General features: G+C 72.8%; 21 protein-coding genes. 10 read left to right on the top strand and 11 right to left on the bottom strand.

What is annotated here, in order from left to right; all coding sequences use genetic code 11:
* Positions 1-227: 227 nt before the first annotated feature.
* Both OG462_RS14130 and OG462_RS14125 read right to left on the bottom strand, forming a co-directional pair.
* Positions 228-1,619, bottom strand: a complete 1,392-nt coding sequence (locus tag OG462_RS14130) for an NAD(P)/FAD-dependent oxidoreductase (RefSeq protein WP_406057779.1) — start codon at positions 1,617-1,619, stop codon at positions 228-230.
* Positions 1,620-1,816: 197 nt separating this feature from the next.
* Positions 1,817-2,737 (bottom strand): TIGR01777 family oxidoreductase, encoded by a 921-nt coding sequence (locus OG462_RS14125; protein WP_406057778.1) that lies wholly within the window; start codon positions 2,735-2,737, stop codon positions 1,817-1,819.
* A 38-nt stretch (positions 2,738-2,775) separates the two neighbouring features.
* Between OG462_RS14125 and OG462_RS14120 the strand changes: the two genes are divergently transcribed.
* Positions 2,776-3,279, top strand: a complete 504-nt coding sequence (locus tag OG462_RS14120; protein WP_406057777.1) for a GNAT family N-acetyltransferase — start codon at positions 2,776-2,778, stop codon at positions 3,277-3,279.
* Here the strand turns inward: OG462_RS14120 and OG462_RS14115 are convergent.
* Complete coding sequence (locus OG462_RS14115) at positions 3,251-3,940, bottom strand: TetR/AcrR family transcriptional regulator (protein ID WP_406057776.1); 690 nt, start codon at positions 3,938-3,940, stop codon at positions 3,251-3,253. The genes OG462_RS14120 and OG462_RS14115 overlap by 29 nt on opposite strands.
* 165 nt (positions 3,941-4,105) lie before the next feature.
* Between OG462_RS14115 and OG462_RS14110 the strand changes: the two genes are divergently transcribed.
* Positions 4,106-4,900 (top strand): SDR family NAD(P)-dependent oxidoreductase, encoded by a 795-nt coding sequence (locus OG462_RS14110; protein WP_406057775.1) that lies wholly within the window; start codon positions 4,106-4,108, stop codon positions 4,898-4,900.
* 198 nt (positions 4,901-5,098) lie between these two features.
* Here the strand turns inward: OG462_RS14110 and OG462_RS14105 are convergent, their stop codons facing one another.
* Positions 5,099-5,620, bottom strand: a complete 522-nt coding sequence (locus OG462_RS14105; protein ID WP_406066531.1) for a DUF4240 domain-containing protein — start codon at positions 5,618-5,620, stop codon at positions 5,099-5,101.
* Between the two features lie 99 nt (positions 5,621-5,719).
* Between OG462_RS14105 and OG462_RS14100 the strand changes: the two genes are divergently transcribed.
* Complete coding sequence (locus OG462_RS14100; RefSeq protein ID WP_406057774.1) at positions 5,720-6,649, top strand: SDR family oxidoreductase; 930 nt, start codon at positions 5,720-5,722, stop codon at positions 6,647-6,649.
* Between the two features lie 46 nt (positions 6,650-6,695).
* Here the strand turns inward: OG462_RS14100 and OG462_RS14095 are convergent, their stop codons facing one another.
* The 6 genes from OG462_RS14095 to OG462_RS14070 form a co-directional block, all read right to left on the bottom strand.
* A complete protein-coding gene (locus tag OG462_RS14095) occupies positions 6,696-7,658 on the bottom strand; it encodes a helix-turn-helix transcriptional regulator (protein WP_406057773.1) in 963 nt (320 codons plus the stop codon).
* 40 nt (positions 7,659-7,698) lie between these two features.
* Positions 7,699-10,404 carry a pyruvate dehydrogenase (acetyl-transferring), homodimeric type gene (aceE, locus tag OG462_RS14090; protein ID WP_406057772.1) on the bottom strand — a complete coding sequence of 902 codons (2,706 nt, stop codon included), beginning with the start codon at positions 10,402-10,404 and terminating at the stop codon, positions 7,699-7,701.
* A 304-nt stretch (positions 10,405-10,708) separates the two neighbouring features.
* Positions 10,709-11,332, bottom strand: a complete 624-nt coding sequence (locus OG462_RS14085; RefSeq protein WP_266891056.1) for a GntR family transcriptional regulator — start codon at positions 11,330-11,332, stop codon at positions 10,709-10,711.
* Positions 11,333-11,463: 131 nt separating this feature from the next.
* The gene (sucB, locus tag OG462_RS14080; protein ID WP_406057771.1) at positions 11,464-13,209 is read right to left on the bottom strand and encodes a 2-oxoglutarate dehydrogenase, E2 component, dihydrolipoamide succinyltransferase; all 1,746 of its coding nucleotides are present in this window, start codon (positions 13,207-13,209) and stop codon (positions 11,464-11,466) included.
* Positions 13,210-13,271: 62 nt separating this feature from the next.
* Positions 13,272-14,660 carry a dihydrolipoyl dehydrogenase gene (lpdA, locus tag OG462_RS14075; RefSeq protein WP_056560364.1) on the bottom strand — a complete coding sequence of 463 codons (1,389 nt, stop codon included), beginning with the start codon at positions 14,658-14,660 and terminating at the stop codon, positions 13,272-13,274.
* Between the two features lie 303 nt (positions 14,661-14,963).
* Positions 14,964-16,472 carry a leucyl aminopeptidase gene (locus OG462_RS14070; protein WP_406057770.1) on the bottom strand — a complete coding sequence of 503 codons (1,509 nt, stop codon included), beginning with the start codon at positions 16,470-16,472 and terminating at the stop codon, positions 14,964-14,966.
* A 315-nt stretch (positions 16,473-16,787) separates the two neighbouring features.
* Between OG462_RS14070 and OG462_RS14065 the strand changes: the two genes are divergently transcribed.
* The 7 genes from OG462_RS14065 (at position 16,788) to OG462_RS14035 (ending at position 25,245) form a co-directional block, all read left to right on the top strand.
* Complete coding sequence (locus OG462_RS14065; protein WP_406057769.1) at positions 16,788-18,881, top strand: hypothetical protein; 2,094 nt, start codon at positions 16,788-16,790, stop codon at positions 18,879-18,881.
* Between the two features lie 25 nt (positions 18,882-18,906).
* Complete coding sequence (pelF, locus tag OG462_RS14060) at positions 18,907-20,466, top strand: GT4 family glycosyltransferase PelF (protein ID WP_406057768.1); 1,560 nt, start codon at positions 18,907-18,909, stop codon at positions 20,464-20,466.
* Entirely contained in the window at positions 20,463-21,932 is a 1,470-nt protein-coding gene (locus OG462_RS14055; protein ID WP_406057767.1) for a hypothetical protein, read from the top strand. The genes pelF and OG462_RS14055 overlap by 4 nt, the downstream gene beginning before the upstream one ends.
* 12 nt (positions 21,933-21,944) lie before the next feature.
* A complete protein-coding gene (locus tag OG462_RS14050) occupies positions 21,945-22,562 on the top strand; it encodes a spherulation-specific family 4 protein (RefSeq protein WP_406057766.1) in 618 nt (205 codons plus the stop codon).
* 183 nt (positions 22,563-22,745) lie between these two features.
* On the top strand, positions 22,746-23,447 hold the full coding sequence (locus OG462_RS14045; RefSeq protein ID WP_406057765.1) for a VanZ family protein: 702 nt from the start codon (positions 22,746-22,748) through the stop codon (positions 23,445-23,447).
* Between the two features lie 9 nt (positions 23,448-23,456).
* Positions 23,457-24,152: a response regulator transcription factor gene (locus OG462_RS14040; protein ID WP_406057764.1), complete on the top strand. Its 696-nt coding sequence runs from the start codon at positions 23,457-23,459 to the stop codon at positions 24,150-24,152.
* Positions 24,145-25,245: a sensor histidine kinase gene (locus tag OG462_RS14035; protein ID WP_406057763.1), complete on the top strand. Its 1,101-nt coding sequence runs from the start codon at positions 24,145-24,147 to the stop codon at positions 25,243-25,245. Before OG462_RS14040 ends, OG462_RS14035 begins: the two co-directional genes overlap by 8 nt.
* 28 nt (positions 25,246-25,273) lie before the next feature.
* On the opposite strand, the gene OG462_RS14030 is transcribed toward OG462_RS14035, so the two are convergent.
* Positions 25,274-26,038 (bottom strand): adenosylcobinamide-GDP ribazoletransferase, encoded by a 765-nt coding sequence (locus OG462_RS14030; protein WP_406057762.1) that lies wholly within the window; start codon positions 26,036-26,038, stop codon positions 25,274-25,276.
* Positions 26,039-26,103: the final 65 nt, after the last annotated feature.

The following is a 26,103-nucleotide window of genomic DNA, read 5'->3' as shown; positions in this document are numbered from 1 at the left end:
ACGGGTGGGCACACGGGACGGCGCGCCTGGCGGCGCCTCCGCCCCTCGTGCCTGGACCCGCACCACCGCGTGCGGCGCACCTGTGGCGCGGGTCCAGGCGCGGAAGCCTGGGCCCGGCAAGGGGCGTCGTCCGTTGTGCCCACCCCTTCCGCCCCTGCGGAACGAATGCCCACAACGGGGTGGGCGGGGGGCTCCCCCGGCCCTGCGAAGCCCCGGCCACCGGATGGTCAGGCCGCCTCCCCGCAGGCCTCCTCCGTCGCGAGTTCGCCCGGCGGGCGCAGCCCCAGGTCCGTCAGGAGCGCGCGGGCGGCGCGCCGGCCCGAGGTCAGTGCGCCCTGGGGCGTGCTCGTCGCGCGGTGGTCGCCGCAGACGTACAGGCCCGACAGCAGGCGGACCGAGCGGCCGGCGTCGTGTGGGGGTGTCATCGCCGGGACCGCGTCCGGAGTGTGGTGCAGGGCGAGCAGTTCCCACTCGTCGGTCGACGTGCCGTACAAGGTGGCGAGGTGCTTGCGGACCCGCCGTTCCGTGTCGTCCGGTGGCGTTCCGAGCACCGTCGAGGTGATCAGGGTCCGCCCCTCCGGCGCCCGGCGCGGGTCGACCGCGCTCATCACGGCGGTGTGGGCCACCGGCCCGCCCGGGTCGGACTCCAGGAGCAGCGTCGGGTCCCCGGTCGGTGCCGCCGGCGCCGTGTGGTGAAGCACCGTCACGGAGTGGAAGGCCGGCCTCCGCAGGCCGGGCAGCAGGTCGGCGGCCGTACGCGCCCCGGTGGCGAGGACGACCGAACGGCAGCGGAAGACTCCGTGGTCGGCCGTCGTGACCCGCGAGATCGAGGCCTCCGTGACCCGGACGCCGGTACGGACCGTGCCCGGCGGCAGCGCCGCCGCGAGCCGCTCCGGGAGCGCCGCCGAACCGCCCTCGGGCACCGCCAGCCTGCCCCGGGCGAAGGCGCGCAGCGCCAGGTCCGCGCGGCGGCTCGACATGCCGAGGTCCGGGTCGCCGAGGAGCGCCGCGAGCAGCGGCCGCAGCACCCCCTGCACGGTCCTGGCGGGCAGCCGCGCGGTCAGCGCCTCGCGCGCGGTCCGCTCGGGCCGTGCCAGGATCCGCTGGGTCGGGGTCGCCGCGAGCCGGACGAGGGAGGCCCCGAGCCGCGCCTGGTCGAGCGAGGCGGCCGGATGTCGGGGGGCGCTCGCGAGGGCGCGCGCCACGCTGAACGCTCCCCCCACGCTTCGGTGGCCCGCACCCCGGTGTCCTCCGGCCGTCCGGCGCGGGTGCGGGGCGCCCCACCGCGCGTACCGGCCGTCGCTGTGCACGAGCACCCCCGGGGCGAACGGCCGCAGCACCAGGCCGTCGAGCCCCGGAACGGCCCGCAGTTCCTCGTACGACAAGGTGAGCAGCGGCCCGACCCGGTCGAGCAGGAAGCCGTCGACGGCCTCGGTCGCCATCCGGCCCCCGATCCGGGGTTCCGCCTCCAGGACGACCGTGGAGAGCCCGGCGTCGGTCAGCCGGCGGGCGGCGGCGAGCCCCGCGACCCCCGCTCCCACGATGACGACGTCGACAGTCTGCGCGACGTCGACGTCCGTACGCTGTGCGGTCCTTGCGCTGTCTGCGCTGTTGAGCACGTGCCCCTCCCCAGGTCGGCGCGGCCAGTGGGAGGCCTATGCCCCCAACAGGCCTCCGGAATGCCCGAGTTCGCCGTTCGTGTCGAGCCTAGGCAGCGCTCCCACGGGTGCCAGCCGCGCGCACCGGGGTGCGTGCGGCACGGGGGCGCGCAGAGGGGGAGGAAGGAGGGGGTGGGAGGTGCGGGGGCGCGGGTGGCTCAGCGCGCCGCCGCCCTGATCGAGTCGTCGATCGTCGGGAACGCGAAGTCGAATCCGGTCTCCAACAGGCGCCCCGGCAGCACCCGCTGACTGCCCAGCACGTCCTGCGCGAAGTCCCCGAGCACCAGCCGCAGGGCGGGCGCGGGCACCGTGAAGAGGGTCGGCCGGCCCAGCACCCGGCCCATCGCCGCCGTCACCTCGCGGTTGGTGACCGGGTCGGGGGCGGTCAGGTTCACCGGGCCCGAGAGCGACGGGGTGTCGACGAGATGGCGCAGGGCGGCCACCTCGTCGTGGAGGGAGATGAACGACCAGTACTGGCGGCCGTCGCCCATGCGTCCGCCGAGCCCGGCCCGGAAGACCGGGAACAGCCGCCCCCACGCCCCGCCCTCGCGCGCCACCACCAGGCCCGTACGGGCGTAGGTGACCCGGATGCCGGCCTCCTCGGCGGGGGCCGCGGCGGCCTCCCACTCCACGCAGACCGAGGGCAGGAAGCCCGTGCCCGCCGGGGCGCTCTCGTCGACCGCGCGGCTGCCGGTGTCCCCGTACCAGCCGAGCGCCGTGCCGCACACCAGGCTCTCCGGCGGCTCCGCGAGCGAGGCGAGGGCCTGGGAGATCGCCCTCGTGCCGAGCACCCGGCTGTCCCGGATCTCCTGCTTGTACGCCTCGTTCCAGCGGCGCTCGCCGACCCCGGCGCCCGCCAGGTGCACGACGGAGTCGACGCCGACGAGCCCGGCGGCGTCCACGTACAGCCGTTTCGGGTCCCACTCGACCTCGTCGGCGGTGCGGGCGGGACGGCGGACGAGCCGGAGCACGTCATGGCCGTCGGCGCGCAGGGAGCGGACGAGGGCGGAGCCGATGAGCCCGGAGGCACCGGTGACGGCGACACGCTTGCGGGTGGCGGAACGCTGCATGGCCACCATCCTGCCCTCCCGGGCGGGGGCGTGGCACAGTGGCTGCCATGATCGTGCCGGAGACGCTGATACGTACGGCCGCCCAGGAGGACGAGGAGGCCCTCGCCGCGCTCGACCGGGCCGCCTGGTCGACCCTGCACGCGGTGCTGCCCGCCCCGACCCCGCCGTACGAGCCCTTCTTCGACGACCGTCATCTGCCCGAGGACTACCTCCTCGCGGTACGTGAGGGCGTGATCGTCGGCTACATCCGGGTCGCGCCGCCGACCCCGCTCGCCGCCACCGCCCACGTCCGCCAGATCCAGGGTCTCGCCGTCGCCGAGTCCGCCCGCGGGTGCGGTGTGGCGCGGACTCTGCTGCGGGCCGCGATGGACAGGGCGCGCGCGGACGGCGCCGTGCGCATCACCCTCCGCGTGCTCGGCCACAACGCCCCCGCCCGCGCGCTCTACGCCTCCGAGGGCTTCGCGGTCGAGGGCGTCCTGCCGGGGGAGCTCTTCCTGGCCGGGGCGTACGTGGACGACATCCTCATGGGCCGCTCACTGACCGTCCGCTGAAGCCGGGGTTCAAGAGCCGCATCCCGCCCATCAGTTCCCGCAGGCACCGGACCGCGAGCTCCGCCGGGGCGCCCGCGCCCCGTACCGGCGCGTCCGTCTCCGCCCAGCTCTCCAGCGCGATCCGGATCGCGTCCGTGGCCGCCGCCGCCGCGAGCCGTACCTCCAGCGGGTCCGCGCCCGGCCCCGCGAGCCCGGCGACGACCTCCCGCAGCCGCTCCTCCGACTCCTGGTTGACCCGGTACCAGACGGCCCGGAGCGCCGGGTCCTCGGCGGCCGCGCGCAGCAGTCCGCGCGTCCAGCGCAGCCCCTCCTCCGCCGCCGCGTCCCCGGGCGTCAGTGACGTGGCGATCGAGCGCTCCAGGGCCTCGGGCAGTCCCGCGCCCGGTTCCGTCGCGGCCGTCGCGGCGAGGAGTTCGCGCCAGCGGTCGCCGCCGCCCGCGAGGAGCGGGGCCACGGCGTCCTGCTTGGAGCGGAAGTACCGGTAGAAGGTGCGCAGCGCGACCCCGGCCCGCAGGGCGATGTCCTCGGCCGTGGTGCCGTCGGGGCCGTGCTCGGTGAAGAGTTCGGCGGCGGCGCGCGCGATGTCCAGCTGGGTGGCGGCCTTGCGGCGCTCCGTCAGCGTCCGGGTGGGGGGCGTGGCGCCCTCGGGCTTGGTGCTCACCGTACGAAGCGTACGCCTGCCGGCTGTCAGACGTGCACGATGTGCACGTCATGCAACTATGGCAAAACGTGCCACTTGGGCGTACGGTGGCAGCGTCCCCCGGAAGTCCCGCGGGAAGTCCCCCGGAAGATCCGGTCGGAAGCTCGACATCGAGAGGTTGCCGCCATGAACCAGCTGACCCGTTACGAAGGACGCCGCGCCCTCATCACCGGCGGCGGCTCCGGCATCGGCCAGGCCACCGTCCTCCGCGTGCTCGCCGAGGGCGGCCGGGTCGTCGCCGCCGACATCAGCGAGGACGGCCTCAAGGACACCGTCGCCAAGGCCGGCGACGCCGCCGACCGCCTCACCACCGTCGTCCTGAACGTCGCCGACGAGGCCTCCGTACGCGCCGGCGTCGCCGCCGCCGTCGAGGCGCTCGGTGGCCTGGACGTCCTGGTCAACGCCGCCGGCATCCTGCGCTCCTCGCACACCCACGAGACGAGCCTCGACTCGTTCGAGCAGGTCATACGGATCAACCTCACCGGCACGTTCCTGATGATCCGCGAGGCGATCCCCGCCCTGCTGGAGGGCGACGGCTCCGCCGTCGTGAACTTCTCCTCCACCTCGGCGATGTTCGCGCACCCCTACATGGCGGCCTACGCGGCCAGCAAGGGCGGCATCCAGTCCATGACCCACGCGCTCGCCGCCGAGTACGCCAAGCAGGGCATCCGCTTCACCGCCGTCCAGCCCGGCTCCATCTCCTCCGGCATGACCGACGGCACCGGCGCCAGCCGCCAGAGCGTCGGCCCCGGCCTCCCCGAGGACGCCGACTGGTCCCTCTTCGCGAAGCTCGCCCCCGCCCTCGGTCAGGGCTTCGCGGGCCCCGAGACCGTCGCCGGCGTCGTCGCGATGCTGGCGTCAGAGGACGGGAAGTTCATCACCGGCACCGAGGTCCGCATCGACGGCGGCACGCACTTCTGAGCGACCGGCACCCGGCCGGAGGCCGAGACCGTCGGGAGAACCCGCGCCCGCAGCCGGGCTGAGCGGGACGCAGAGCCGGTACGGACCCGGGGTGGGACGGCCCCCGGGTCCGTACCTCCGAAGACCCCCGGGGCCGTGCCTCCGAAGACCCCCGGGGCCGTGCCTCCGACGGCCCCGGGGTCCGTACCGCCCCTGTTCTCAGGCTGCTCCGAAGCGCCCCCACAGCCGGGGAAAGCGAGCCGCGAGGACGTCGTCGTCCTCCAGGTCGAACGGCGCGCCCAGAGGCTCCCCGCCCGGCATCGGAATGCCCAGGTCCGGGGTCTCGGCGCCGGTCAGCTGTTCGTACGCCTCGTCCGCCGCGAAACCGATCTCCTCACCGTCCCCGTCGATCTCCAGGTCGAAGTCGCCGAGCAGCTCCGCGAGCGCGTCGGGCTCGTGCACCGCGCCCTCGTAGACCTCCCGGCCCTGGCCGATGAGCCAGCAGCGGAACGAGTCGAAGGTCTCGTCGCCGGCCCCGTCGAAGAGCACCGCCGCCGCGCCCCACAGATCCCACAGGTACGCGCGGTTGTAGCGGGCCTCGAAATGGCGTGCGTAGTCGAGCACGGAGTCGGGGTCCAGCCGGGTCAGCCGTTCCACGAGCAGGTCGGCCTGTTCCTCGGGGTCGCCCTCGGCGTCCTCGCGGCTGGCGTCGATGATCTCCCAGAACTCGGTCTCGTCCATCACGGGACCAGCATCCTGGTTCGGGGGGTGCGACGCACCCGGAAAGCCCGAAATGAATCCGGACAGAAGGTGTCGTACTTTCCTGCCAGTCTGATACTCATGACGACCGAGACGAACGAAACGAAGGCCCTGCGGGGACGGATCTGCCTGGTCGCGGGGGCCACCCGGGGCGCCGGGCGGGGCATCGCCGTCCAGCTCGGCGCGGCGGGAGCGACGGTGTACGTCACCGGGCGGACCACCCGCGAGAACGTCAGCGAGGTCGGCCGGGCCACCGAGACCATCGAGGAGACCGCCGAACTGGTGACGGCCGCCGGCGGCGAGGGCATCGCCGTCCCCACCGACCACCTGGAGGTGGAGCAGGTGCGGGCGCTGGTCGACCGGATCGACCGGGAGCGCGGGCGGCTCGACGTCCTCGTGAACGACGTCTGGGGCGGGGAGCACCTCCTCGCCTTCGGGAAGAAGACCTGGGAGAACGACCTCACCGGCGGCCTGCGGATGCTGGAACTCGGGGTGCGGACGCACGCCATCACCTCGCACACGGCCATCCCGCTGCTCATCCGGAACCGTGGCGGGCTCGTCGTCGAGGTCACCGACGGCACGTCCGAGTACAACGGCACCCGTTTCCGCGAGAACCTCTTCTACGACCTCGCCAAGAACGCCCCGATCCGGATGGCCTTCGGACTCGGCAGGGAACTGGCGGAGTACGGCGGCACGGCGGTCTCCGTCACCCCCGGCTGGCTCAGGTCCGAGCAGATGCTCGCCGGGTTCGGCGTCACCGAGGAGAACTGGCGCGACGCCGTGGAGAAGATCCCGGACTTCGCGATCGCCGAGTCCCCGGTGTACGTGGGGAGGGCGATCGCGGCCCTCGCCGCCGACCCCGACCGGCACCGCTGGAACGGCCGGTCGCTGTCGAGCGGACAGCTCGCGGGGGAGTACGGCTTCACCGACGCCGACGGGTCACGGCCGGACGCCTGGGGCTTCATCATCGCGGGCGAGACGGGGAAGCCGGACGTGCACGACTACCGGTAGGCACAGCCAGGAGTGCCGGACGTGCGCGACGACCGGTAGGCACCGGTCAGGAGTACAGGTCCGAGAGGCCCCGGGCCGCCTCCCCGAACCGGGCGCGCAAGGAGGCCGGGGCCAGTACCTCGGCCTCCGCGCCGAGCGTGATCAGCTGGGAGAAGGCGACCTCCTCGCTCTCCACGGGGAGCGTCGCCGTCACCCCGCCCTCCGCGTCCCGCGTCCCCGCCGCCAGGGACTCCTCGGCGGCCGCGCGGTCGGTCACGTACGGGAGTCTGCGGGCCCCCGCCTCCGTGAGCCGTACGACGACCTCGGCGCGCAGGATCGACCGGGCGAACTCCGCCGCGCGCTGGGCCCAGAAGTCCGGCAGGGCGAACTCCTCGTCCCGTACGAAGCGTTCCCCGGAGAGGGCGACGGCCGTGAAGCGGTCGACCCGGTAGGTGCGGAAGGCCGTACCGGAGCGCGCGCACAGGTACCAGACGCCGGCCTTCAGGACGAGGCCGTACGGGGCGAGCTCGCGCTCCACCTCACGGTCACCGCGCCGGTAGCGGGCGGAGAGCATCCGGTCGTCCCAGACCGCCTCTGCGATCGGCGGCAGCATCTCCGGGGTCTCCGGCTCCTGGTACCAGCCGGGCGCGTCGAGCAGAAAGCGCTGCGCCACCGAGTCCGGGGCGTCGCGCAGCGAGGGCAGCAGCGCCGCGGACACCTTGAGCCGGGCCGCCGACGCCGCGTCCTCCAGGCCCATGTCCCGCAGCGCGCCGGGCAGTCCGGACAGGAACAGCGCCTCGGCCTCGCCGCGCGCCAGGCCCGTGAGTCGCGTGCGGTAGCCGCCGACGAGCCGGTACCCACCGGTCCTGCCCCGGTCCGCATACACCGGAACCCCCGCCTCCGAGAGGGCGAGGGCATCGCGGGTGATGGTCCGCTCGGACACCTCCAGCTCCTCGGCCAGTTCGGCCGCCGTCATCGAAGGACGGGACTGGAGCAGCAGGACCATCTTGATCAGTCGGGCGGCACGCATGAACCCATCATGCGTGCCCGCACCGACAACCGGGCATGGCCTACAGGCCGTAGCGCTCGCGCGCCTCCTTCACGGCCGAGGCCGGGACCTCGCCGCGGCGGGCGAGCTGGGCGAGGGCCGCGACGACGATCGACTGCGCGTCGACACCGAAGTGGCGGCGGGCCGCGTCGCGGGTGTCCGAGAGTCCGAAGCCGTCCGCACCGAGCGAGGACCAGTCCTGCTCGACCCACTGCGCGATCTGGTCCGGGACCTGGCGCATGTAGTCGGATACCGCGAGGACCGGGGACTCGACGCCCTCCAGGGCCTTGCGGATGTACGGCACCTGCTCCTCGCCGCGCAGCAGCGCCGCGTCGGCCTCCAGCGCGTCGCGCCGCAGCTCCGTCCAGGAGGTCGCGGACCACACGTCGGCGCCCACGCCCCACTCGGCGGCGAGCAGCTTCTGCGCCTCCAGGGCCCAGTGGATGGCCGTGCCGGAGGAGAGCAGCTGGATCCGCGAGGCGTTCGCGGGAAGGTCGAGACCGGCCGACTCCGCCGTGTTGAAGCGGTAGAGGCCCTTGACGATGCCCTCGTCGATCCCGGCCGGCTTGGCCGGCTGCGGCATCGGCTCGTTGTAGACGGTGAGGTAGTAGAAGACGTTCTGGTCCTCGCCCTCGGCGGCCTCGCCGTACATCCGGCGCAGACCCTCCTTGACGATGGCCGCGACCTCGTAGGCGAACGCCGGGTCGTACGTCAGGGCGGCCGGGTTGGTCGCCGCGATCACCGGCGAGTGGCCGTCGGCGTGCTGGAGGCCCTCACCGGTCAGGGTCGTACGGCCCGCGGTGGCGCCGACGAGGAAGCCGCGGCCGAGCTGGTCGCCGAGCTGCCACATCTGGTCGGCGGTCCGCTGCCAGCCGAACATCGAGTAGAAGATGTAGAACGGGATCATCGCCTCGCCGTGCGTGGAGTACGCGGTGGAAGCGGCGATGAAGTCGGCCATCGAACCGGCCTCGGTGATCCCCTCGTTGAGGATCTGGCCGTTGACGGCCTCCTTGTAGTACATCAGCTGGTCGCGGTCGACCGGCTCGTACGTCTGGCCCTTCGGCGAGTAGATGCCGAGTGACGGGAACAGCGACTCCATACCGAAGGTGCGGGCCTCGTCCGGGACGATCGGGACCCAGCGCTTGCCGGTCTCCTTGTCGCGGATCAGGTCCTTGATCAGACGGACGAAGGCCATCGTCGTGGCCATCGACTGGGAGCCGGAGCCCTTGTCGAAGGCGGTGAAGGCCTTCTCGGCCGGGGCCGGCAGCGGGGCGAGCGCGTGGGTACGACGGGCCGGGGCCGGACCGCCGAGCGCCGCGCGGCGCTCCTGCAGGTAGCGGACCTCGGGGGAGTCGGCGCCGGGGTGGCCGTACGGCACCTGGCCGTCGGCGAACTGCGCGTCCGAGATCGGCAGCTCGAGCAGGTCACGCATGTTCTTGAACTCGTCGTTCGAGAGCTTCTTCATCTGGTGGTTCGCGTTCTTCGACGCGAAGCCCTCACCGAGGGTGAAGCCCTTGACGGTCTGCGCGAGGATGACCGTCGGCGCGCCCTTGAACTCGACGGCGGCCTTGTACGCGGCGTACACCTTGCGCGGCTCGTGGCCACCGCGCGAGAGGTGGAAGCACTCCAGGATCTTGTCGTCGCTCAGCAGCTGCGCCATCGCGACGAGCGCCGGGTCCTTGCCGAAGAAGTCCTGGCGGATGTAGGCGGCGTCGCGGGTCTGGTACGTCTGGACCTGCGCGTCCGGCACCTCGCGGAGGCGGCGGACGAGGGCGCCGGTGGTGTCGAGCGCGAACAGCTCGTCCCAGGCGTTGCCCCACAGCGACTTCACGACGTTCCAGCCGGCGCCGCGGAACTGGGCCTCCAGCTCCTGCACGATCTTGAAGTTGGCGCGGACCGGGCCGTCGAGGCGCTGCAGGTTGCAGTTGATGACGAAGGTCAGGTTGTCCAGACCCTCGCGGGCGGCCAGGGCGAGGGCCGCGGTCGACTCGGGCTCGTCCATCTCGCCGTCACCGAGGAACGCCCACACGTGCGAGGCGGAGACGTCCTTGATGGCGCGGTTGGTCAGGTAGCGGTTGAAGCGCGCCTGGTAGATCGCGGAGAGCGGGCCCAGACCCATGGAGACGGTCGGGAACTCCCACAGCCAGGGAAGGCGGCGCGGGTGCGGGTAGGAGGGCAGACCGTTGCCGCCGGACTCCTGCCGGAAGTTGTCGAGGTGGGCCTCGTTCAGGCGCCCGTCCAGGAACGCGCGGGCGTAGATGCCGGGGGCGGCGTGACCCTGGATGTAGAGCTGGTCGCCGGAACCGTCGGCTTCCTTGCCCTTGAAGAAGTGGTTGAAGCCGGTCTCGTACAGCCAGGCCGCCGACGCGAAGGTGGCGATGTGACCGCCGACGCCGTACTTCGAGCCGCGGGTGACCATCGCGGCCGCGTTCCAGCGGTTCCAGGCGGTGATCCGGCGCTCCATGGCCTCGTCGCCGTCGAAGGCGGCGCCCGTCGGCTCGGCGGAGGTCGGGATGGTGTTGACGTAATCCGTCTCCAGCAGCTTGGGCAGGGCGAGGCCCGCGCCCTCGGCGTGCTGGAGCGTGCGGCGCATCAGGTAGGCGGCCCGGTGGGGGCCGGCGGCCTTGGTGACGGCGTCCAGGGAGGCCGCCCACTCGGCGGTCTCCTCGGTGTCACGGTCCGGGAGCTGGTCGAGCTCGCTCGGAATCTTGCCTACGGGATCGGTCATGATCGCCGCCTTCCGGACAGGTGGGGGTGGAGATGGGGTGCCTTGTCTGGCAGGACAGGGCGAAGGGCCGGGTAGCGGCCCGCCGAAGACTGTAAACCGGCGATCGATGATCGATCAAAGGGTTGAAGGGGAAAACCTCTTCAGATCGAGAAAGTCGGCACAGGGTGCCGCGAAATGGGGCACCCGGTGCCTCGTTTTCGCCCTGTTTTCGCAGGTGGGAGCCGCTTTCTGAGGGGGTGCGCGCACGAATGAGCGGGCCCACCCGAAGGGGCGGACCCGCTACGTTCCGTGACGGCGAACGGAGTCAGGCGCGCGGCGCGCAGCCCAGCACATGCGCCTTCACCAGGGCGCCGATGTTCGGGTCGCCACGCCGGAAGGCCTCCACCAGCTCCTGGTGCTCCTCCGCGTACGACTTCTGGACCGTGCCCAGCCACCGGATCGACAGGGCCGTGAAGACCTCGATGCCGAGCGTCTCCCAGGTGTGCAGCAGGACGGCGTTCCCGGCCGCCTTCACCAGCTCCCGGTGGAAGGCCACCGTGTGCCGCACCTGCGCGGTCCCGTCGGAGGTCGCGTCCGCCTCGTAGAGGGCCGCCACGTGGGGCTCCAGGGCCGAGCAGTCCGTCGCGAGCCGCCCGGCCGCCAGCTCGGCCGCGATCTGCTCCAGACCGGCCCGTACGGGGTAGCTCTCCTCCAGGTCGGCGGCGGTCAGATTGCGGACCCGGACGCCCTTGTTCGGCGCAGACTCGATCAGCCGCAGCGACTCCAGCTCGCGCAGCGCCTCGCGCACGGGCGTCTGGCTGACCTCGAGTTCGGTCGCGATCCGGCGCTCCACGATGCGCTCGCCCGGCTTCCAGCGGCCGCTGACGATCCCCTCCACGATGTGCTCGCGGATCTGCTCGCGCAGCGAGTGGACGACGGGGACGGTCATGAAGCGGCTCCTCGGGGAGTGTTGACTCTAAAGACAATACGGCGGCGCCCCCGTCCGGAAACACTTCCGGACGGGGGCGCCGCAGGTGAGGCTCGTTACGTTGCCTCGGCGTATGCCTTTCGGCGTACGGCTTACAGGCCGAGGTCGACCTCGAACTCGCCGGCCTCGAGGATCGCCTTGACGGCCGTCAGGTAGCGGGCGGCGTCGGCGCCGTCCACCAGACGGTGGTCGTAGGACAGCGCGACGTACGTCATGTCGCGGATCGCGATCGTCTCACCCAGGTCCGGGTGGTTGATGACGACCGGACGGCGCACGGTGGCGCCGATGCCCAGGATGGCGACCTGGTTCGGCGGCACGATGATCGTGTCGAAGAGCGCGCCGCGCGAACCGGTGTTGGAGATGGTGAAGGTCGCACCGGCCAGGTCGTCCGGGGTGATCTTGCTGGCGCGCACGGCGCCGGCCAGCTCCGCGGTCTTCTTCGAGATGCCGGCGATGTTGAGGTCGCCCGCACCCTTGATGACCGGGGTCATCAGACCCTTCTCGGAGTCCACCGCGATACCGATGTTCTCGGTGTCGAAGTAGGTGATCGTGCCCTCGTCCTCGTTGATCCGGGCGTTGATGACCGGGAAGGCCTTCAGCGCCTGGGCCGCCGCCTTCACGAAGAACGGCATCGGGGAGAGCTTGACGCCCTCACGGGCGGCGAAGGCGTCCTTCGCGCGGGCGCGCAGCTTCATCAGCTTGGTGATGTCGACCTCGACGACCGAGGTCAGCTGGGCCTGGCCGTGCAGCGCCTTCATCATGTTGTCGCCGATGACCTTGCGCATGCGGGTCATCTTGACGGTCTGACCGCGCAGCGGGGAGACCTCCAGGGCCGGAGCCTTGGCGGCGGCCGGAGCAGCCGCGACCGGGGCAGCGGCGGCGGCCTTCCTGGCCTCGGCGGCCGCGAGGACGTCCTGCTTGCGGATACGACCGCCGACGCCCGAACCCTTGACGGCCGCCAGGTCGACACCGTTCTCGGTGGCGAGCTTGCGGACGAGCGGGGTCACGTACGCGCCGTCCTCGGCCGGAGCGGCCGGGGCCGCCGGAACCGGGGTGACCAGGGCCGGGGCGATCGACGGGGTCTGGGCGACCGGAGCCGGAGCGGCGACCGGGGCGGCCGGAGCGACCGGCGCGGGGGCCGGAGCCGGAGCGGCCGGGGCGACCGGAGCCGGGGCGGCCACGGGGGCGGCCGGAGCCGGAGCCGGGGCGGCGGCCGGAGCGGCACCCGCGGCACCGATGACGGCGAGCTTGGCGCCGACCTCGGCGGTCTCGTCCTCGGCGACGACGATCTCCAGGAGGACACCGGAGGCCGGGGCGGGGATCTCGGTGTCGACCTTGTCCGTGGAGACCTCGAGCAGCGGCTCGTCGGCCTCGACGGTCTCGCCGACCGACTTCAGCCAGCGGGTCACGGTGCCCTCGGTGACGGACTCGCCCAGCGCGGGCAGCACGACGTCCGTACCGGTGGCGCCACCGGCCGGAGCCGCGGCGGGGGCCTCGGCCACGGGGGCCGGAGCGGCCGGGGCCTCGGCGACCGGCGCCGGGGCGGCCGGGGCCGCGACGGGCTCGGCGGCCGGAGCCGGAGCGGCCGCGGGGGCGCCCGTGCCGTCGTCGATGATGGCCAGCTCGGCGCCGACCTCGACCGTCTCGTCCTCGGCGACCTTGATGGAGGCGAGGATGCCCGAGGCGGGGGCGGGGATCTCGGTGTCGACCTTGTCGGTCGAGACCTCGAGCAGCGGCTCGTCGGCCTCGACACGCTCACCCTCGGCCTTGAGCCAGCGGGTGACGGTGCCCTCGGTGACGCTCTCGCCGAGCGCCGGCAGGGTTACGGAAACCGACATGGTTTCAGTTGCTCCTAACGAATTGCGGGAAGTGGTCGTCGCGCCCTGTGATGACGTGAGCGTCAGTCGTGGGAGTGCAGAGGCTTGCCGGCCAGGGCCAGGTGGGCCTCGCCGAGCGCCTCGTTCTGCGTCGGGTGGGCGTGGATGAGCTGCGCGACCTCGGCCGGCAGCGCCTCCCAGTTGTAGATCAGCTGCGCTTCGCCGACCTGCTCGCCCATGCGGTCACCGACCATGTGGACGCCGACCACGGCACCGTCCTTGACCTGGACGAGCTTGATCTCGCCCGCGGTCTTGAGGATCTTGCTCTTGCCGTTGCCCGCGAGGTTGTACTTCAGGGCCACGACCTTGTCCGCGCCGTAGATCTCCTTGGCCTTGGCCTCGGTGATGCCGACGGAGGCGACCTCGGGGTGGCAGTACGTCACCCGGGGCACGCCGTCGTAGTCGATCGGGACGGCCTTCAGGCCGGCCAGCCGCTCCGCGACGAGGATGCCCTCGGCGAAGCCGACGTGCGCGAGCTGGAGCGTCGGGACGAGGTCGCCCACGGCCGAGATCGTCGGCACGTTGGTGCGCATGTACTCGTCGACCAGGACGTAGCCGCGGTCCATCGCGACGCCCTGCTCCTCGTAACCGAGACCGGCGGAGACCGGGCCGCGGCCGATGGCGACGAGCAGCACCTCGGCCTCGAACGTCTTGCCGTCGGCCAGGGTGACCTTGACGCCGTTGTCGGTGTACTCGGCGGACTGGAAGAAGGTGCCGAGGTTGAACTTGATGCCGCGCTTGCGGAACGCGCGCTCAAGAAGCTTCGAGCTGTTCTCGTCCTCGACCGGGACGAGGTGCTTCATGCCCTCGATCACCGTGACGTCGGTGCCGAAGGACTTCCACGCGGAGGCGAACTCGACGCCGATGACACCGCCACCGAGGATGATCGCGGACTCCGGGACCCGGTCGAGGGTCAGCGCGTGGTCCGAGGTGATGATCCGGTTGCCGTCGATCTCCAGGCCGGGGAGGGACTTCGGCACGGAACCGGTGGCCAGGAGGATGTGACGGCCCTCGACGCGACGGCCGTCGACATCGACGGAGGTCGGGGAGGAGAGGTGGCCGGTGCCCTCGATGTAGGTCACCTTGCGGGAGGCGACGAGACCCTGCAGACCCTTGTACAGGCCCGAGATCACGTCGTCCTTGTACTTGTGCACGGCCTTGATGTCGATGCCCTCGAAGGAGGCCTTGACACCGAACTGCTCCGCCTCGCGGGTCTGGTCGGCGACCTCGCCGGCGTGGAGCAGGGCCTTCGTCGGGATGCAGCCGTTGTGCAGGCAGGTGCCGCCGAGCTTGTTCTTCTCGATCAGTGCGACGTCCAGGCCCAGCTGCGCTCCGCGCAGCGCCGCGGCGTAACCGCCGCTACCGCCGCCGAGGATCACTAGGTCGAAAACGGTGCTGGCGTCGTTCGCCACGTCACGTCCTCCATGCATGTGCGCTCGTCGCCGGTCCTCGATGACCGGGCGGCGGCTGGTGTTCGGCCGCTTATTTTCGGCCCTGTGGTGGGGGCCCTGTCCTGCCGAGAACCCATCTTCGCACTTGTTGACGGATGGCGGGACGCGGGGCCGGTGTGTGAGATCGGCCGATCGTCCGTACGCAGGGGTGACCAGCGGGTACGAACGTACGGATTTCGTCGCGGGCGAACGGTGGGCGCAGGTCGCGCGAACGGTACGGCCCCGGGGACCGGAGTCCTCGGGGCCGTACCGTCACAGCACCGCTCAGAGCTCGCCGGCCGCCGTGAGCTCGGCCAGCTTCACCAGGGTGCGGACCGAGGAGCCGGTGCCGCCCTTGGGGGTGTAGCCGTACGGGGCGCCCTCGTGGAAGGCGGGGCCGGCGATGTCCAGGTGGGCCCAGGTGATGCCCTCGCCGACGAACTCCTGCAGGAAGAGACCGGCGACCAGGCCGCCGCCCATCCGCTCACCCATGTTGGCCATGTCGGCGGTGGGGGAGTCCATGCCCTTGCGCAGGTCCGCGGGGAGCGGCATCGGCCAGGACTGCTCGCCGACCTCGTCCGCGATCTCGTGGATCGCGGAGCGGTAGTCGTCGTCGTTGGCCATGATGGCGAACGTGCGGTTGCCGAGCGCCAGGACCATCGCGCCGGTCAGGGTCGCCACGTCGACGATCGCGTCCGGGTGCTCCTCGGAGGCCTTGGTCAGCGCGTCGGCGAGGACGAGACGGCCCTCGGCGTCGGTGTTCAGGACCTCGACGGTCTTGCCGCTGTACATGCGCAGCACGTCACCCGGGCGGGTGGCGGAGCCGGACGGCATGTTCTCGGCGAGGGCGAGCCAGCCCGTGACGTTGACCTCGAGACCGAGGCGGGCCGCGGCGACGACGGAGGAGAACACGGCGGCGGCGCCGCTCATGTCGCACTTCATCGTCTCGTTGTGGCCGGCCGGCTTCAGCGAGATGCCGCCCGAGTCGTAGGTGATGCCCTTGCCGACCAGGGCGAGGGTCTTCTCCGCCTTCGGGTGGGTGTAGCCGATCCGGACCAGGCGCGGCGGGTTCTCCGAGCCGGCGCCGACACCGAGGATGCCGCCGTAGCCGCCCTTGGCGAGCGCCTTCTCGTCGAGGACCTGGACCTTGAGGCCGTGCTCCTTGCCGGCGGCCTGGGCGGCGGCGGCGAAGGCGGCCGGGGTCAGGTCGTTCGGCGGCATGTTGATCAGGTCGCGGGCGCGGTTCATCTCCTCCGCGACGGCCTGGGCGCGCTCGGCGGCGGCCTTGTGGGCCTTGTCGCGCGGCTTGGCGCCGAGCAGGGCGACCTCGCCCAGCGGCTTCTTCGCGTCCTTGCCCTGCTCCTGGTACTGCGTGAAGGCGTACGCGCCCAGCAGCGCGCCCTCCGCGATGGCGGAGGCGTCCTCGGCGCCGGAGATCGGCAGTGCGAACGCGGCCTTCTTCGAGCCGGTCAGGATGCGGGCGGCGACGCCGGCGGCACGACGGAGCGTCTCCGTGCCGAAGGACGCGCCGTCCTCGGGGGCGGAGCCCAGGCCGACGGCCAGGACGACCGGGGTCTTGAGGCCGGCGGGGGCGGGCAGCTTGGTCGCCTCACCCTCGGCACCCGAGGCGCCCAGCGTCTCCAGGACGGTGGCGAGCCGGCCGTCGAAGGCCTTGTCGACGGCCTCGGCGCCCGGGGCGACGACGAGCGTCTTCCCGGACTTCGCGACGCCGACGACGAGGGCGTCGGCGCGGAGCGTCGCCGCACCGGCAGTGCTGAGAGTGAGAGCAGTCACGGTGGTGAAATCTCGCTTCCATTGAGTTCTGTGGCGGTCGAGGGATGGGCCGACCGTGCCCGCCACATCGTATTTCGGCCCGGAGAGCGCCGAGAACGAGCCTACGCTCGCTCGCCCTGTTCGCTCACGGCGGCGTTGATTCACTCATCCGTGGTGTCTCTTTCATGTTTACCGTTCAGGCTCGGAGCGCTTCGTCACACTCGCCTCAGTCACGCAAGGACGACCCGCTCGTCTTCGCATCATCTGCATCATCTCTACAGGTTCGCCGCCCCGGCCCCCGGTGCGCGGGGACCTGCCGAGGGGGGACACCACCTGATGGACTCCGGCCGAATCCGTACGCCCAGAACCGCGCCCCGCACCAGCCGCGTCGCACCCCGAGCCGCCCGGGTCGCCGCTCTCGCCGCCGCCGCGCTGCTCGCCACCGTCGTCCCGTCCGCGCAGGCCCTCGCGGCCCCCGTGCCCCGGGTCGACCTCACCGTCCTCGTCGTCGACGACGGCGGCAGCGCGGTCGGGGCGATCACCGCCGAGCTGAAGGGCTCCGGTGTCCCGTTCCGCAGGATCGACCTGAACGACCCGAACCGGCCGGTCCTCGACACGGCCTTCCTCAGCGACACGCTCGACGGGCGCCCCCGTGCCAAGTACCAGGGCGTCGTCCTGCCCCACGAGAGCGCCTTCGGCCCCGACTCGGCCGAGCACACCGCCCTCCAGACGTACGAGCGGACCTTCGGGATCCCGCAGGTCGACGCCTACACCTGGTCGCACCCCGGCGTCGGCCTCGACTACACCAACGAGGGCGGCTGGTCCGGCGTCCTCGACGGGACCACGGCCGGCATCACCACCGCGGGGAGGGCGGGCCCTTTCCGGTACCTGGCCGGGGCGCTCACCTTCGAGGACAACGACCCGTCGATCGCCGAGAGTTACGGCTACGCGGGCCGCCCCCGGGCCGGCTACACCAGCTACGTCGACATCCCCATCGACGGCGCCGGCGGCGGCCGGGCCAGCCTCGTCGGCGAGTACACCGCCGACGGACGCCGCGAACTGGTCGTCACCTTCGCCTACAACCAGTACCAGCGGCAGTTCCGGGCCCTCGCCCGCGGCATCGTCGAATGGCTCACCCAGGGCGTCCACCTCGGCCAGAGCCGCAACTACCTCTCCGTGCACGTCGACGACGTCTTCGCCCCCGACGCCCGCTGGGACACCGGACTCGACTGCACGCCCGGCGACTTCGACTGCGTCGGCGACGACGGCGAGGGGGCCGACCCGATCCGGATGACGGTCGCCGACGCCCAGTACGCCGCCGCCTGGCAGAAGTCCTCCGGCTTCACCCTCGACATGGTCTACAACGGTGGCCAGGGCGAGCAGTGGAAGACCGAACACGCCGGCTCCGACCCGCTCACCGACCGGCTCGTCGCCGACCGCGCCCAGTACCGGTGGATCAACCACACGTACACTCACCCCTTCCTCGGCTGCCTCCAGGACAACGCCGTCGTCCCCTGGCAGTGCGCCAAGGACACCCAGGGCGGCACCCTCTGGGTCAGCCGCGCCGAGCTCTCCGCCCAGATCCGCGACAACCACAACTGGGCCGTCCGCAAGGGCATCTCCGTCGACCGCTCCGAACTCGTCACCGGCGAGCACTCCGGGCTGAGGACCCTGCCCCAGCAGCCCGTCGACAACCCCAACCTGGCCGGCGCCCTCGCCGACAACGGCGTCAAGTGGACCGGCAGCGACAACTCCCGCGAACCGCAGCAGCGGTCGGTCGGCACCGCGTCCGGCGCCGCGAAGACCGTGCCCCGCCACCCCATGAACGTGTACTACAACGTGGGCACCGCCGCCGAGATGGCCGACGAGTACAACTGGATCTACACGTCACGCGCCGACGGCGGCAGCGGCATCTGCGAGTCCAACCCGGCCTCCACCTGCCTGCCCGCCCCGCTCCCCACGGCCACCGGCTACGCCGACCACATCGTGCCGCAGGAAGCCCGCACCGCCCTCTCCCACGTCCTGGGCAACGACCCCCGGCCGCACTACGTGCACCAGTCCAACCTCGCCGAGGAGCGCCTCCTCTACCCCGTCCTCGACCGGGTGCTCGCCGACTACCGGGGCCTGTTCGCACCCAGCGCCCCCCTGGTGAACCCCGCCCAGCGGGACGCCGGCACCGAACTGACCCGCCGTGCCGCCTGGGACCAGGCCCTCGCCGCCGGAAAGGTCACCGCCTACCGCATCGGCACCGCGGTCACCGTCAAGGCCCCCGCCGGTCTCGTCGCACCCGTCACCGCCCCCGAGGGCACCCGCAAGCGCCTCCTCCTCGGCACCACCGTCTTCGGCACGGCCTACGCCGGGACCCGCTCCGCATGGACCGCGCCCGAACTGCTCCAGACCAGCGTCACACTCACGCTCCCGACCGCCTGACCAGCACGTTCTGGGGGGAACGCACATGCCGAGCAGTGGCCGTCACGTCACCATGCTCACCGAAGGCACCTACCCGCATGTCCACGGAGGAGTCAGCACCTGGTGCGACCAGCTCGTCCGCGGCATGCCCGAGGTCGACTTCGAGATCCTCGCCCTCACCGGCAGCGGCCGCGAACCCGTCACCTGGGAGCTGCCGTCCAACGTCACCCGGCACACCGCGTACCCCCTCTGGGGACTCCCGCAGGGGCCGGCCGCGCCCGGCCTGTTCGCCGGAGCGCGCCGGCCCCTGCGGGGGCGTACGCGCCGCCGCTTCCTCGACGCCTACGAGCGTCTGCTGCTGGCCCTCCTCGACCCGGAGGCGGGCTACGACTTCGGCACCGGCCTGTACGAACTCGCCGAACTCGCCCGGCAGGGCCGCCTGACCACCGCCCTGCGCTCCGAGGCCGCCCTGCGCTCCCTCATGTGGATCTGGACCATGCCGCATCTGCCGACGCTCGCGGCCCGCCCCACCGTCCACGACGCGCTCACCGCCACCGACCTCCTCGAACACGCCCTGCGCCCGCTCGCCGCCCGGATAGCCGACGGCGGCGTCGCCCACGCCGTCTCCAGCGGCCTCGCCACGCTGCCGGCGCTCGCCGCACAGCACTTCGAAGGGGTGCCCTTCCTGCTCACCGAACACGGCATCTACCTCCGCGAGCGCTATCTCGGCTACCGCACCGAGACGCAACGCTGGCCCGTCAAGGCCCTCATGCTCGGCTTCTACCGCGAGCTCAACACCCTCGGCTACCGCAAGGCCGACCTCATCACCCCCTGCAACCAGTACAACCGGCGCTGGGAGGAGCGCGGCGGCGCCCCCGCCGACCGCATCCGCACCGTCTACAACGGCGTCGACCCGGCCGCCTTCCCCGAGGCCGGGCCCGAGCCCGAGACCCCCACCCTCAGCTGGTGCGGGCGCGTCGACCCCATCAAGGACCTCGAAACCCTGATCCGGGCGTACGCGATCTGCCGCGCCGAACTCCCCGCGCTCCGGCTCCGGTTGTTCGGCCCGGTCCCCGCCGGCAACGAGGACTACCTGACCCGCCTGGAGAAGCTCGCCGCCGAACTCGGCGTCACCGACGGGATCACCTTCGAGGGCCGGGTCTCCGAAGTGGCACGGGCCTACGGGGCCGGCAGCGTGGTGATGCTCTCCTCCATCAGCGAGGGCTTCCCCTTCTCCCTCATCGAGGCCATGTCCTGCGGCCGCGCCACCGTCTCCACGGACGTCGGCGGGGTACGGGAGGCCGTCGGCGACACCGGGATCGTCGTCCCGCCCCGCGAACCGGCCGTCATGGCCGCCGCCGTCACCGCCCTCCTCCGCGACGGCGCCCGCCGTGGAGAACTCGGCCGCCGGGCCCGGCAGCGGGTCGTCGACCGGTTCACCCTGCACCGCTCGGTGGACGGCTTCCGGCAGATCTACCGGGAGCTGTCGGGCGAGCGGGTACGGCCCGAACAGCCCGTGCAGCCCCTCCCGAAGCCCTGGCCGGCCCGCCTCCCGGCCCCGCGCCGCATCACCCCGACCCTGGTAGCGGGAGGCACCCCGGCATGAGCGGCTCCCTCTGGCTGAAACGCCCGACGACGGACACCCCGATGCCGATGATCCCGAGGCCGCGACGGGAGACGGCCCCGGGCGCGCCCGGCGCCGGCCCCGGTCCTGGGCCCGGTCACGACACGCGCATCCCGGACGCCCTCGCCGACGATCCCCTCGACGAGCTCGCCGAACGGATCGGGGCGCTCGCCGCCGTCGCCGTGCACCCCGACGAGATCGCCGCCATCCTCGAGTCCGACGGCATGACCGACGACCACATCCGGCTCACCTACGGTCGCGCCGACTCCTTCGAGCTCGCCGAGGACCTCTACGCGCGCGTGGAGCGGCGCCACCCCGCCCCCCAGGCGCCACCCGGCGGTGCCTGGCCCGCCGGACTCGCGGGCTGCCTCCTGCGCGGGCTCGTCTTCGCGCTGCCCGGCCTCGCGTACGTCCTCGCCGCGCCCCTGCTCGCCGGGGAGCAGGGCCGGTTCGGGCTCCCCGGCGGAACGGTTCCGCTGCTCGCGGGCGCCGTCACCGGCTGGGTGTGGAACCAAGCCCTCGCCCACCGCGCGTACACCTGGCTGGGTCTCGGCGACCGTCCCGCCGCCGCCCGCGCCCTGCTCCTCGGTGCCCCGGCCGGCGCCCTCGCCGGTACGGCCGTCGCCCTCGCGGCGGCCGCGCCCGGCGAGACCCCGGCGGCCCTGTTCGCCGCCGGACAGTCGGTCTACCTCGCCGCCGCGACCGTCCTCCTGGTCCTCGGCCGCGAACGGGCCCTGCTCTGTGCCCTGATGCCGCTCGCCGGAGCCGTCCCCGCCTTCCGCTGGGACCTGCCCGACCTCCTGCGCGCCGCGCTCCTCCTCACCGCGCTCACCGCGAGCGTCGCCTTCGCCGGGCTCGTCCTCCGGCCGGGCGCGCGGCGCGGCGCGGCGGGACGCGGCGGCCCCCCGCGCGCGGCCTCCCTCCCGTACGGCCTCTTCGGCCTCGGAAGCGGGCTGCTCGTGCTCCACGCGGGCGTGGGGGACACCCTGGTCGGTGGCGCGGGCGCCGTCATAGCGCTCACGCTCTCCATGGGGCCCGCCGAGTGGCTGCTGCACCGCTTCCGGGGCGAGAGCCTGACCCGGCTGCGGACCCTCGCCACCGCGCGCGAGTTCCGCCGCGCGGTCACCGGCACCCTCGTGCTCTGCCTCGGCGGCTACCTCGGCGTCCTCGTCGCGCTCACCCTCGCCGTGACCCTGGCGTGGCCCGGGGCGCCCTGGTCGACGCTCCCGCGGCTCGTCACCCTGCTCCTGATCGGGACCGTGCTCTGGCTGGGGCTGCTGCTCCAGGCCTTCGGCGCGGTGCTCAGCGCGGCCGCCGTCTGCCTGCTCGCGGCGGCGGCGCAGACGCTGGAACCCGCGGCGGGCCCGGTGGCGGCCGGGGGAGCGGCGGCCGTGCTCGCCGTCCTCACCTGTGTCCTGCTGGTCCGACCGACCGCCCACCGTCTCTAGGGGATTCGGCCCGTGAATCGTTTCCTCCTGGTGCCGTTCTACGAGCACCCGGCCGACCGGCCCGAGGCCTGGTCGGCCCTCGTCGACGCGGCGCCGTCCCTGTACGGCGTCGTCGTCAACCCGGCGAGCGGCGCGGGCGACACCCCCGACCCCGCGTTCGCGGAGGCCGCCGACCGGTTGCGGGCGGCCGGGGTACGGCTCCTCGGCTATGTGGACACCGCCTACGGGCGCCGCCCGCACGCCGAGGTCGTCACCGACCTGCTCCGCCACCGCGACTGGTACGGCACCGACGGCGCCTTCCTCGACCAGGTCTCCACCACGCCCGCCGCCCTCCCCCACTACCGCCGGGTCGCGGTCGCGGCCCGGTCGGCCGGGGCCGCGACCCTGGTGCTCAACCACGGCGCCCATCCGGACCCGGGCTACGAGGAGTTCGCCGACCTCCTCGTCACCTTCGAGGGCCCCTGGGACACGTACCGGACGCTCGAACTGCCGGTCGCCGCCCACTACTGCCACCTCGTGTACGCGGCTCCGGCCGGCGTCCGCCCGGTCACCCGGGTGCACTGCGCCGTCCCCGGCGCGGGCACGCACCCCTGGGGCACCCTGCCGCACCTCCCGGAGCCCGCCCGGTGACACGACGGCCGCCGGGAAGCCGGTGAGACGACGGCCGCCGGGAAGCCGGTGAGACGACGGCCGCCGAGAACCCGGTGAGACGACGGCCGCCGGGAACCCGCCCGGTACCGGGGGTCTCGTGTATCGCGGGCGTATCGAAAACCGCATACGCCACCGCAACGGCCCGCCGTCTTCAATGGCGGCATGAACCCCAGCACATCCCGCCCGGCACCGCCCCGACGCACCCGCGGGATCGTGCTCCTCAGCCTGGCGGTCCTCGGCGTGGCGAGCGCCCTGCTCGCCAGGCCTAGGATGCTCATGATGTCCGCGCCGCGGTGCATGGCCGGGCGGTGGCACGGCTGTTTCGACACGTTCAACGGTGTGGTGCTCATGACCCTGGTCGCCCTGCCGTTGGCGGTCCTGGTGGCGGGTGCCCTGGCGTGGCGTCGGCGTGCGGCCGGTGTCTCATCGGCGTGGCCGATGTCGCTGGCCGAGGTGGGCATGGTCCACGGGACGGTCCCGTTCGTGTGGCTGACCATGATGCCGGGCGCCGGGGCCGGTATCGTTCCGGGCCGGCTGAGCCTGGTGCCCCTGCGGGACCTGGTCACGATGGGGCCGCTCGGAATCGTCGGCAACCTGCTGGTCTTCGCGTCGCTGGGGTTCTTCGCCCCTATGCGGTTCGCGGCGCTGGCGTCCGTGCCGCGGATCCTGGCGCTCGGCGCGGGCTGCTCGGTCCTGGTCGAAACCGCGCAGTACGTCCTGCGGCTCGACCGGGTGTCGTCCGTGGACGACGTCCTGGTCAACGCGGCCGGCGCCGTGCTGGCCGGACTGGCGTCGCGCCGCTGGTGGCGCACCACGGCGGAGGCGCCGTCGGACGGCCCTCGCCCCGTACCGGCACCGGCTTAGGCTTCGGTCATGCGCGTACTGATCGTGGAGGACGAGCCCTACCTGGCCGAAGCCGTCCGTGACGGTCTGCGCCTGGAGGCGATCGCCGCCGACATCGCCGGCGACGGCGGCTCCGCGCTTGAACTGCTCAGCGTCAACTCCTACGACCTCGCGGTCCTCGACCGTGACATCCCCGGACCCTCAGGCGACGAGGTCGCCCGGCGCATCGTCGCCTCGGGCAGCGGCATCCCGATCCTCATGCTCACCGCTGCCGACCGGATCGACGACAAGGCCTCCGGGTTCGAGCTCGGTGCCGACGACTACCTCACCAAACCGTTCGAGCTGCGGGAGCTCGTCCTGCGGCTGAGGGCGCTCGACCGCAGACGCGCGTACGCCCGGCCCCCCGTCCGCGAGATCGCGGGCCTCCGGCTCGACCCCTTCCGCCGGGAGGTCTTCCGCGACGGACGCTATGTCGCGCTCACCCGCAAACAGTTCGCCGTCCTCGACGTCCTCGTCGCCGCCGAGGGCGGGGTCGTCAGCGCCGAAGAGCTCCTCGAACGGGCCTGGGACGAGAACGTCGACCCCCTCACCAACGCCGTACGCATCACCGTCTCCGCGCTGCGCAAACGGCTCGGCGAACCCTGGATCATCGCCACGGTGCCGGGTGTCGGGTACCGCATCGACGCGCAGCCGGAGGCCGGACACGAGGGAGGGGACGGTGGATAGGACGCCCGGGTTGAGCGTTCGCTCCAAGCTCGCCCTCAGCTACGCCGGATTCCTCCTGCTCGCCGGCGTCCTCCTGCTCGCAGCGGTGTGGGTGTTCCTCCTGCGTTACGTCCCGGAGCGTGCGACGCTCATCGTCCCCTCCGGCACCGCCACCCCCGGCGTCTTCCCCATCCGGTCCAACCTCCTGCGCGAGTTCGCTCCGAGGGCGGCCGCCGTACTGGCGTTCCTGCTGGTGCTCGGCCTCGGGGGAGGGTGGATCCTCGCGGGCCGGATGCTCGCTCCCCTCACACAGATCACGGATGCGGCACAGAGGGCCGGAAACCGGTCGCTGTCCCACCGGATCCGCATGGAGGGCCGCCAGGACGAATTCCGTGACCTCGCCGACGTGTTCGACACCATGCTCGGCCAACTCGAGTCGCACGTGGCCGAGCAGCAGAGGTTCGCCGCGAACGCCTCCCACGAACTGCGCACCCCGCTGGCCATCTCGCAGACGCTGCTCGACGTCGCCCGCAAGGACCCCACGCGGGACCGGGACGAACTCCTCGAACGCCTGCAGGCCGTCAACACGAGGGCGATCGCCCTCACCGAGGCCCTCCTGCTGCTCAGCCGCGGCGACCGCGGACACTTCACCCGCGAGAGCGTCGACCTCTCCCTCGTCGCCGAACAAGCCGCCGAAACCCTGCTCCCCCTCGCCGAACAGCGCGGGATCACGCTCGACGTCACCGGCGGCGCGGCCCGGACCAGCGGCTCCGCGGAGCTCCTGCTGCGGATGGTGACGAACCTCGTCCAGAACGCCGTCGTCCACAACCTCCCCGCCGGCGGCACAGTGACGGTCCACACCGAGGCGTACGGCGACACGAGCGAGCTGCGGGTCGAGAACACGGGCCGTCGGCTCCCACCGGAACTGGTACCGACCCTCACCGAACCCTTCCGGCGAGGAACGGAACGCGTACGCACCGACGAGCACGCCGGCGTCGGCCTCGGCCTGGCCATCGTGCACAGCGTCGTCCGCGCCCACGACGGGACCCTCGACCTCGACCCCCGTCCCGCCGGCGGTCTCCTCGTCACCGTCCGGCTGCCCGGCACCCCGTAGGAGGTGTCCGGACACGGCCTGGGCAGCGTCACCCCAGGGCCAGTGCCACGAGCGCCATCGTCGCCGCCGTCTCCTCCACCGCCCCGAACACGTCCCCCGTCACCCCGCCGAACCGCCGTACGCACCGGCGCAGGAGCAGTGCCGCCGCCCCCAGTGCCGCGCCCGCCGCCAGGACGTTGTGGACCGCGTCGTACGGGGAGAACAGCAGGCCCGTCGCGGCGAGGAGGACCAGGACCACCGCCGTCGCGAGCGTCGCGGACCGGACCGGGACGGTCGAGGCGACGATCGCGCCGAGGCCCTCGGGGCGGGCCGCCGGGACGCCGTGGCGGGAGGCGTGGGTGAGGGCGAGGCGGGCGACGGTCGCGGCGAGGGCGGCGCCGACCGCGCCGTGCGCCCAGCTCTCCCCGTACAGCTCGAAGAGTGCGGCGACCTGGGCGAGCAGCACGAGGAGCAGCACGATGACGCCGAACGGGCCGACGTCCGACTGCTTCATGATGCGCAGCGCGTCCTCGGCGGGCTTGGCACTGCCCAGGCCGTCCGCGGTGTCGGCGAGGCCGTCGAGGTGGAGGCCGCGGGTGAGGACGGCGGGGACGGCGGTGGAGGCGACGGCGGCGAGCAGCGGACCCGAGCCGAGTGCCAGGAACCCGCCGCCGAGCCCGGCGGCGAAGAGTCCGACGACCAGACCGGCCAGGGGGGCGCAGAGCATGCCGGCGCGCGCCGCGTCCCGGTCCCAGCGGGTGATGCGGGCGGGGAACACGGTGAGGGTGCCGAAGGCGAAACGCAGGCCGTCCATCCGGGCAGGGTAATCGCCGCCCCCGGACGGTAGATTGCGCATATCGCGCAAATCGGAACGGGGTG

It is taken from the genome of Streptomyces sp. NBC_01077 (assembly GCF_045162855.1).
GTDB lineage: Bacteria > Actinomycetota > Actinomycetes > Streptomycetales > Streptomycetaceae > Streptomyces.
Note: the sequence above shows the minus strand (reverse complement) of the source record. Positions and strands in the feature narration are given on the sequence as shown.

Excerpts from the sequence above, each read along its gene's own strand:
- OG462_RS14065 (WP_406057769.1), top strand. The coding sequence starts at position 16,788 with ATGGACTCCGGCCGAATCCGTACGCCCAGAACCGCGCCCCGCACCAGC.
- OG462_RS14105 (WP_406066531.1), bottom strand. The coding sequence starts at position 5,620 with ATGGACGAGACCGAGTTCTGGGAGATCATCGACGCCAGCCGCGAGGAC.
- OG462_RS14085 (WP_266891056.1), bottom strand. The coding sequence starts at position 11,332 with ATGACCGTCCCCGTCGTCCACTCGCTGCGCGAGCAGATCCGCGAGCAC.
- OG462_RS14100 (WP_406057774.1), top strand. The coding sequence starts at position 5,720 with ATGACGACCGAGACGAACGAAACGAAGGCCCTGCGGGGACGGATCTGC.
- OG462_RS14040 (WP_406057764.1), top strand. The coding sequence starts at position 23,457 with ATGCGCGTACTGATCGTGGAGGACGAGCCCTACCTGGCCGAAGCCGTC.
- OG462_RS14125 (WP_406057778.1), bottom strand. The coding sequence starts at position 2,737 with ATGGTGGCCATGCAGCGTTCCGCCACCCGCAAGCGTGTCGCCGTCACC.
- OG462_RS14045 (WP_406057765.1), top strand. The coding sequence starts at position 22,746 with ATGAACCCCAGCACATCCCGCCCGGCACCGCCCCGACGCACCCGCGGG.
- OG462_RS14120 (WP_406057777.1), top strand. The coding sequence starts at position 2,776 with ATGATCGTGCCGGAGACGCTGATACGTACGGCCGCCCAGGAGGACGAG.
- OG462_RS14055 (WP_406057767.1), top strand. The coding sequence starts at position 20,463 with ATGAGCGGCTCCCTCTGGCTGAAACGCCCGACGACGGACACCCCGATG.
- sucB (WP_406057771.1), bottom strand. The coding sequence starts at position 13,209 with ATGTCGGTTTCCGTAACCCTGCCGGCGCTCGGCGAGAGCGTCACCGAG.
- OG462_RS14095 (WP_406057773.1), bottom strand. The coding sequence starts at position 7,658 with ATGCGTGCCGCCCGACTGATCAAGATGGTCCTGCTGCTCCAGTCCCGT.
- OG462_RS14110 (WP_406057775.1), top strand. The coding sequence starts at position 4,106 with ATGAACCAGCTGACCCGTTACGAAGGACGCCGCGCCCTCATCACCGGC.
- aceE (WP_406057772.1), bottom strand. The coding sequence starts at position 10,404 with ATGACCGATCCCGTAGGCAAGATTCCGAGCGAGCTCGACCAGCTCCCG.
- pelF (WP_406057768.1), top strand. The coding sequence starts at position 18,907 with ATGCCGAGCAGTGGCCGTCACGTCACCATGCTCACCGAAGGCACCTAC.
- OG462_RS14030 (WP_406057762.1), bottom strand. The coding sequence starts at position 26,038 with ATGGACGGCCTGCGTTTCGCCTTCGGCACCCTCACCGTGTTCCCCGCC.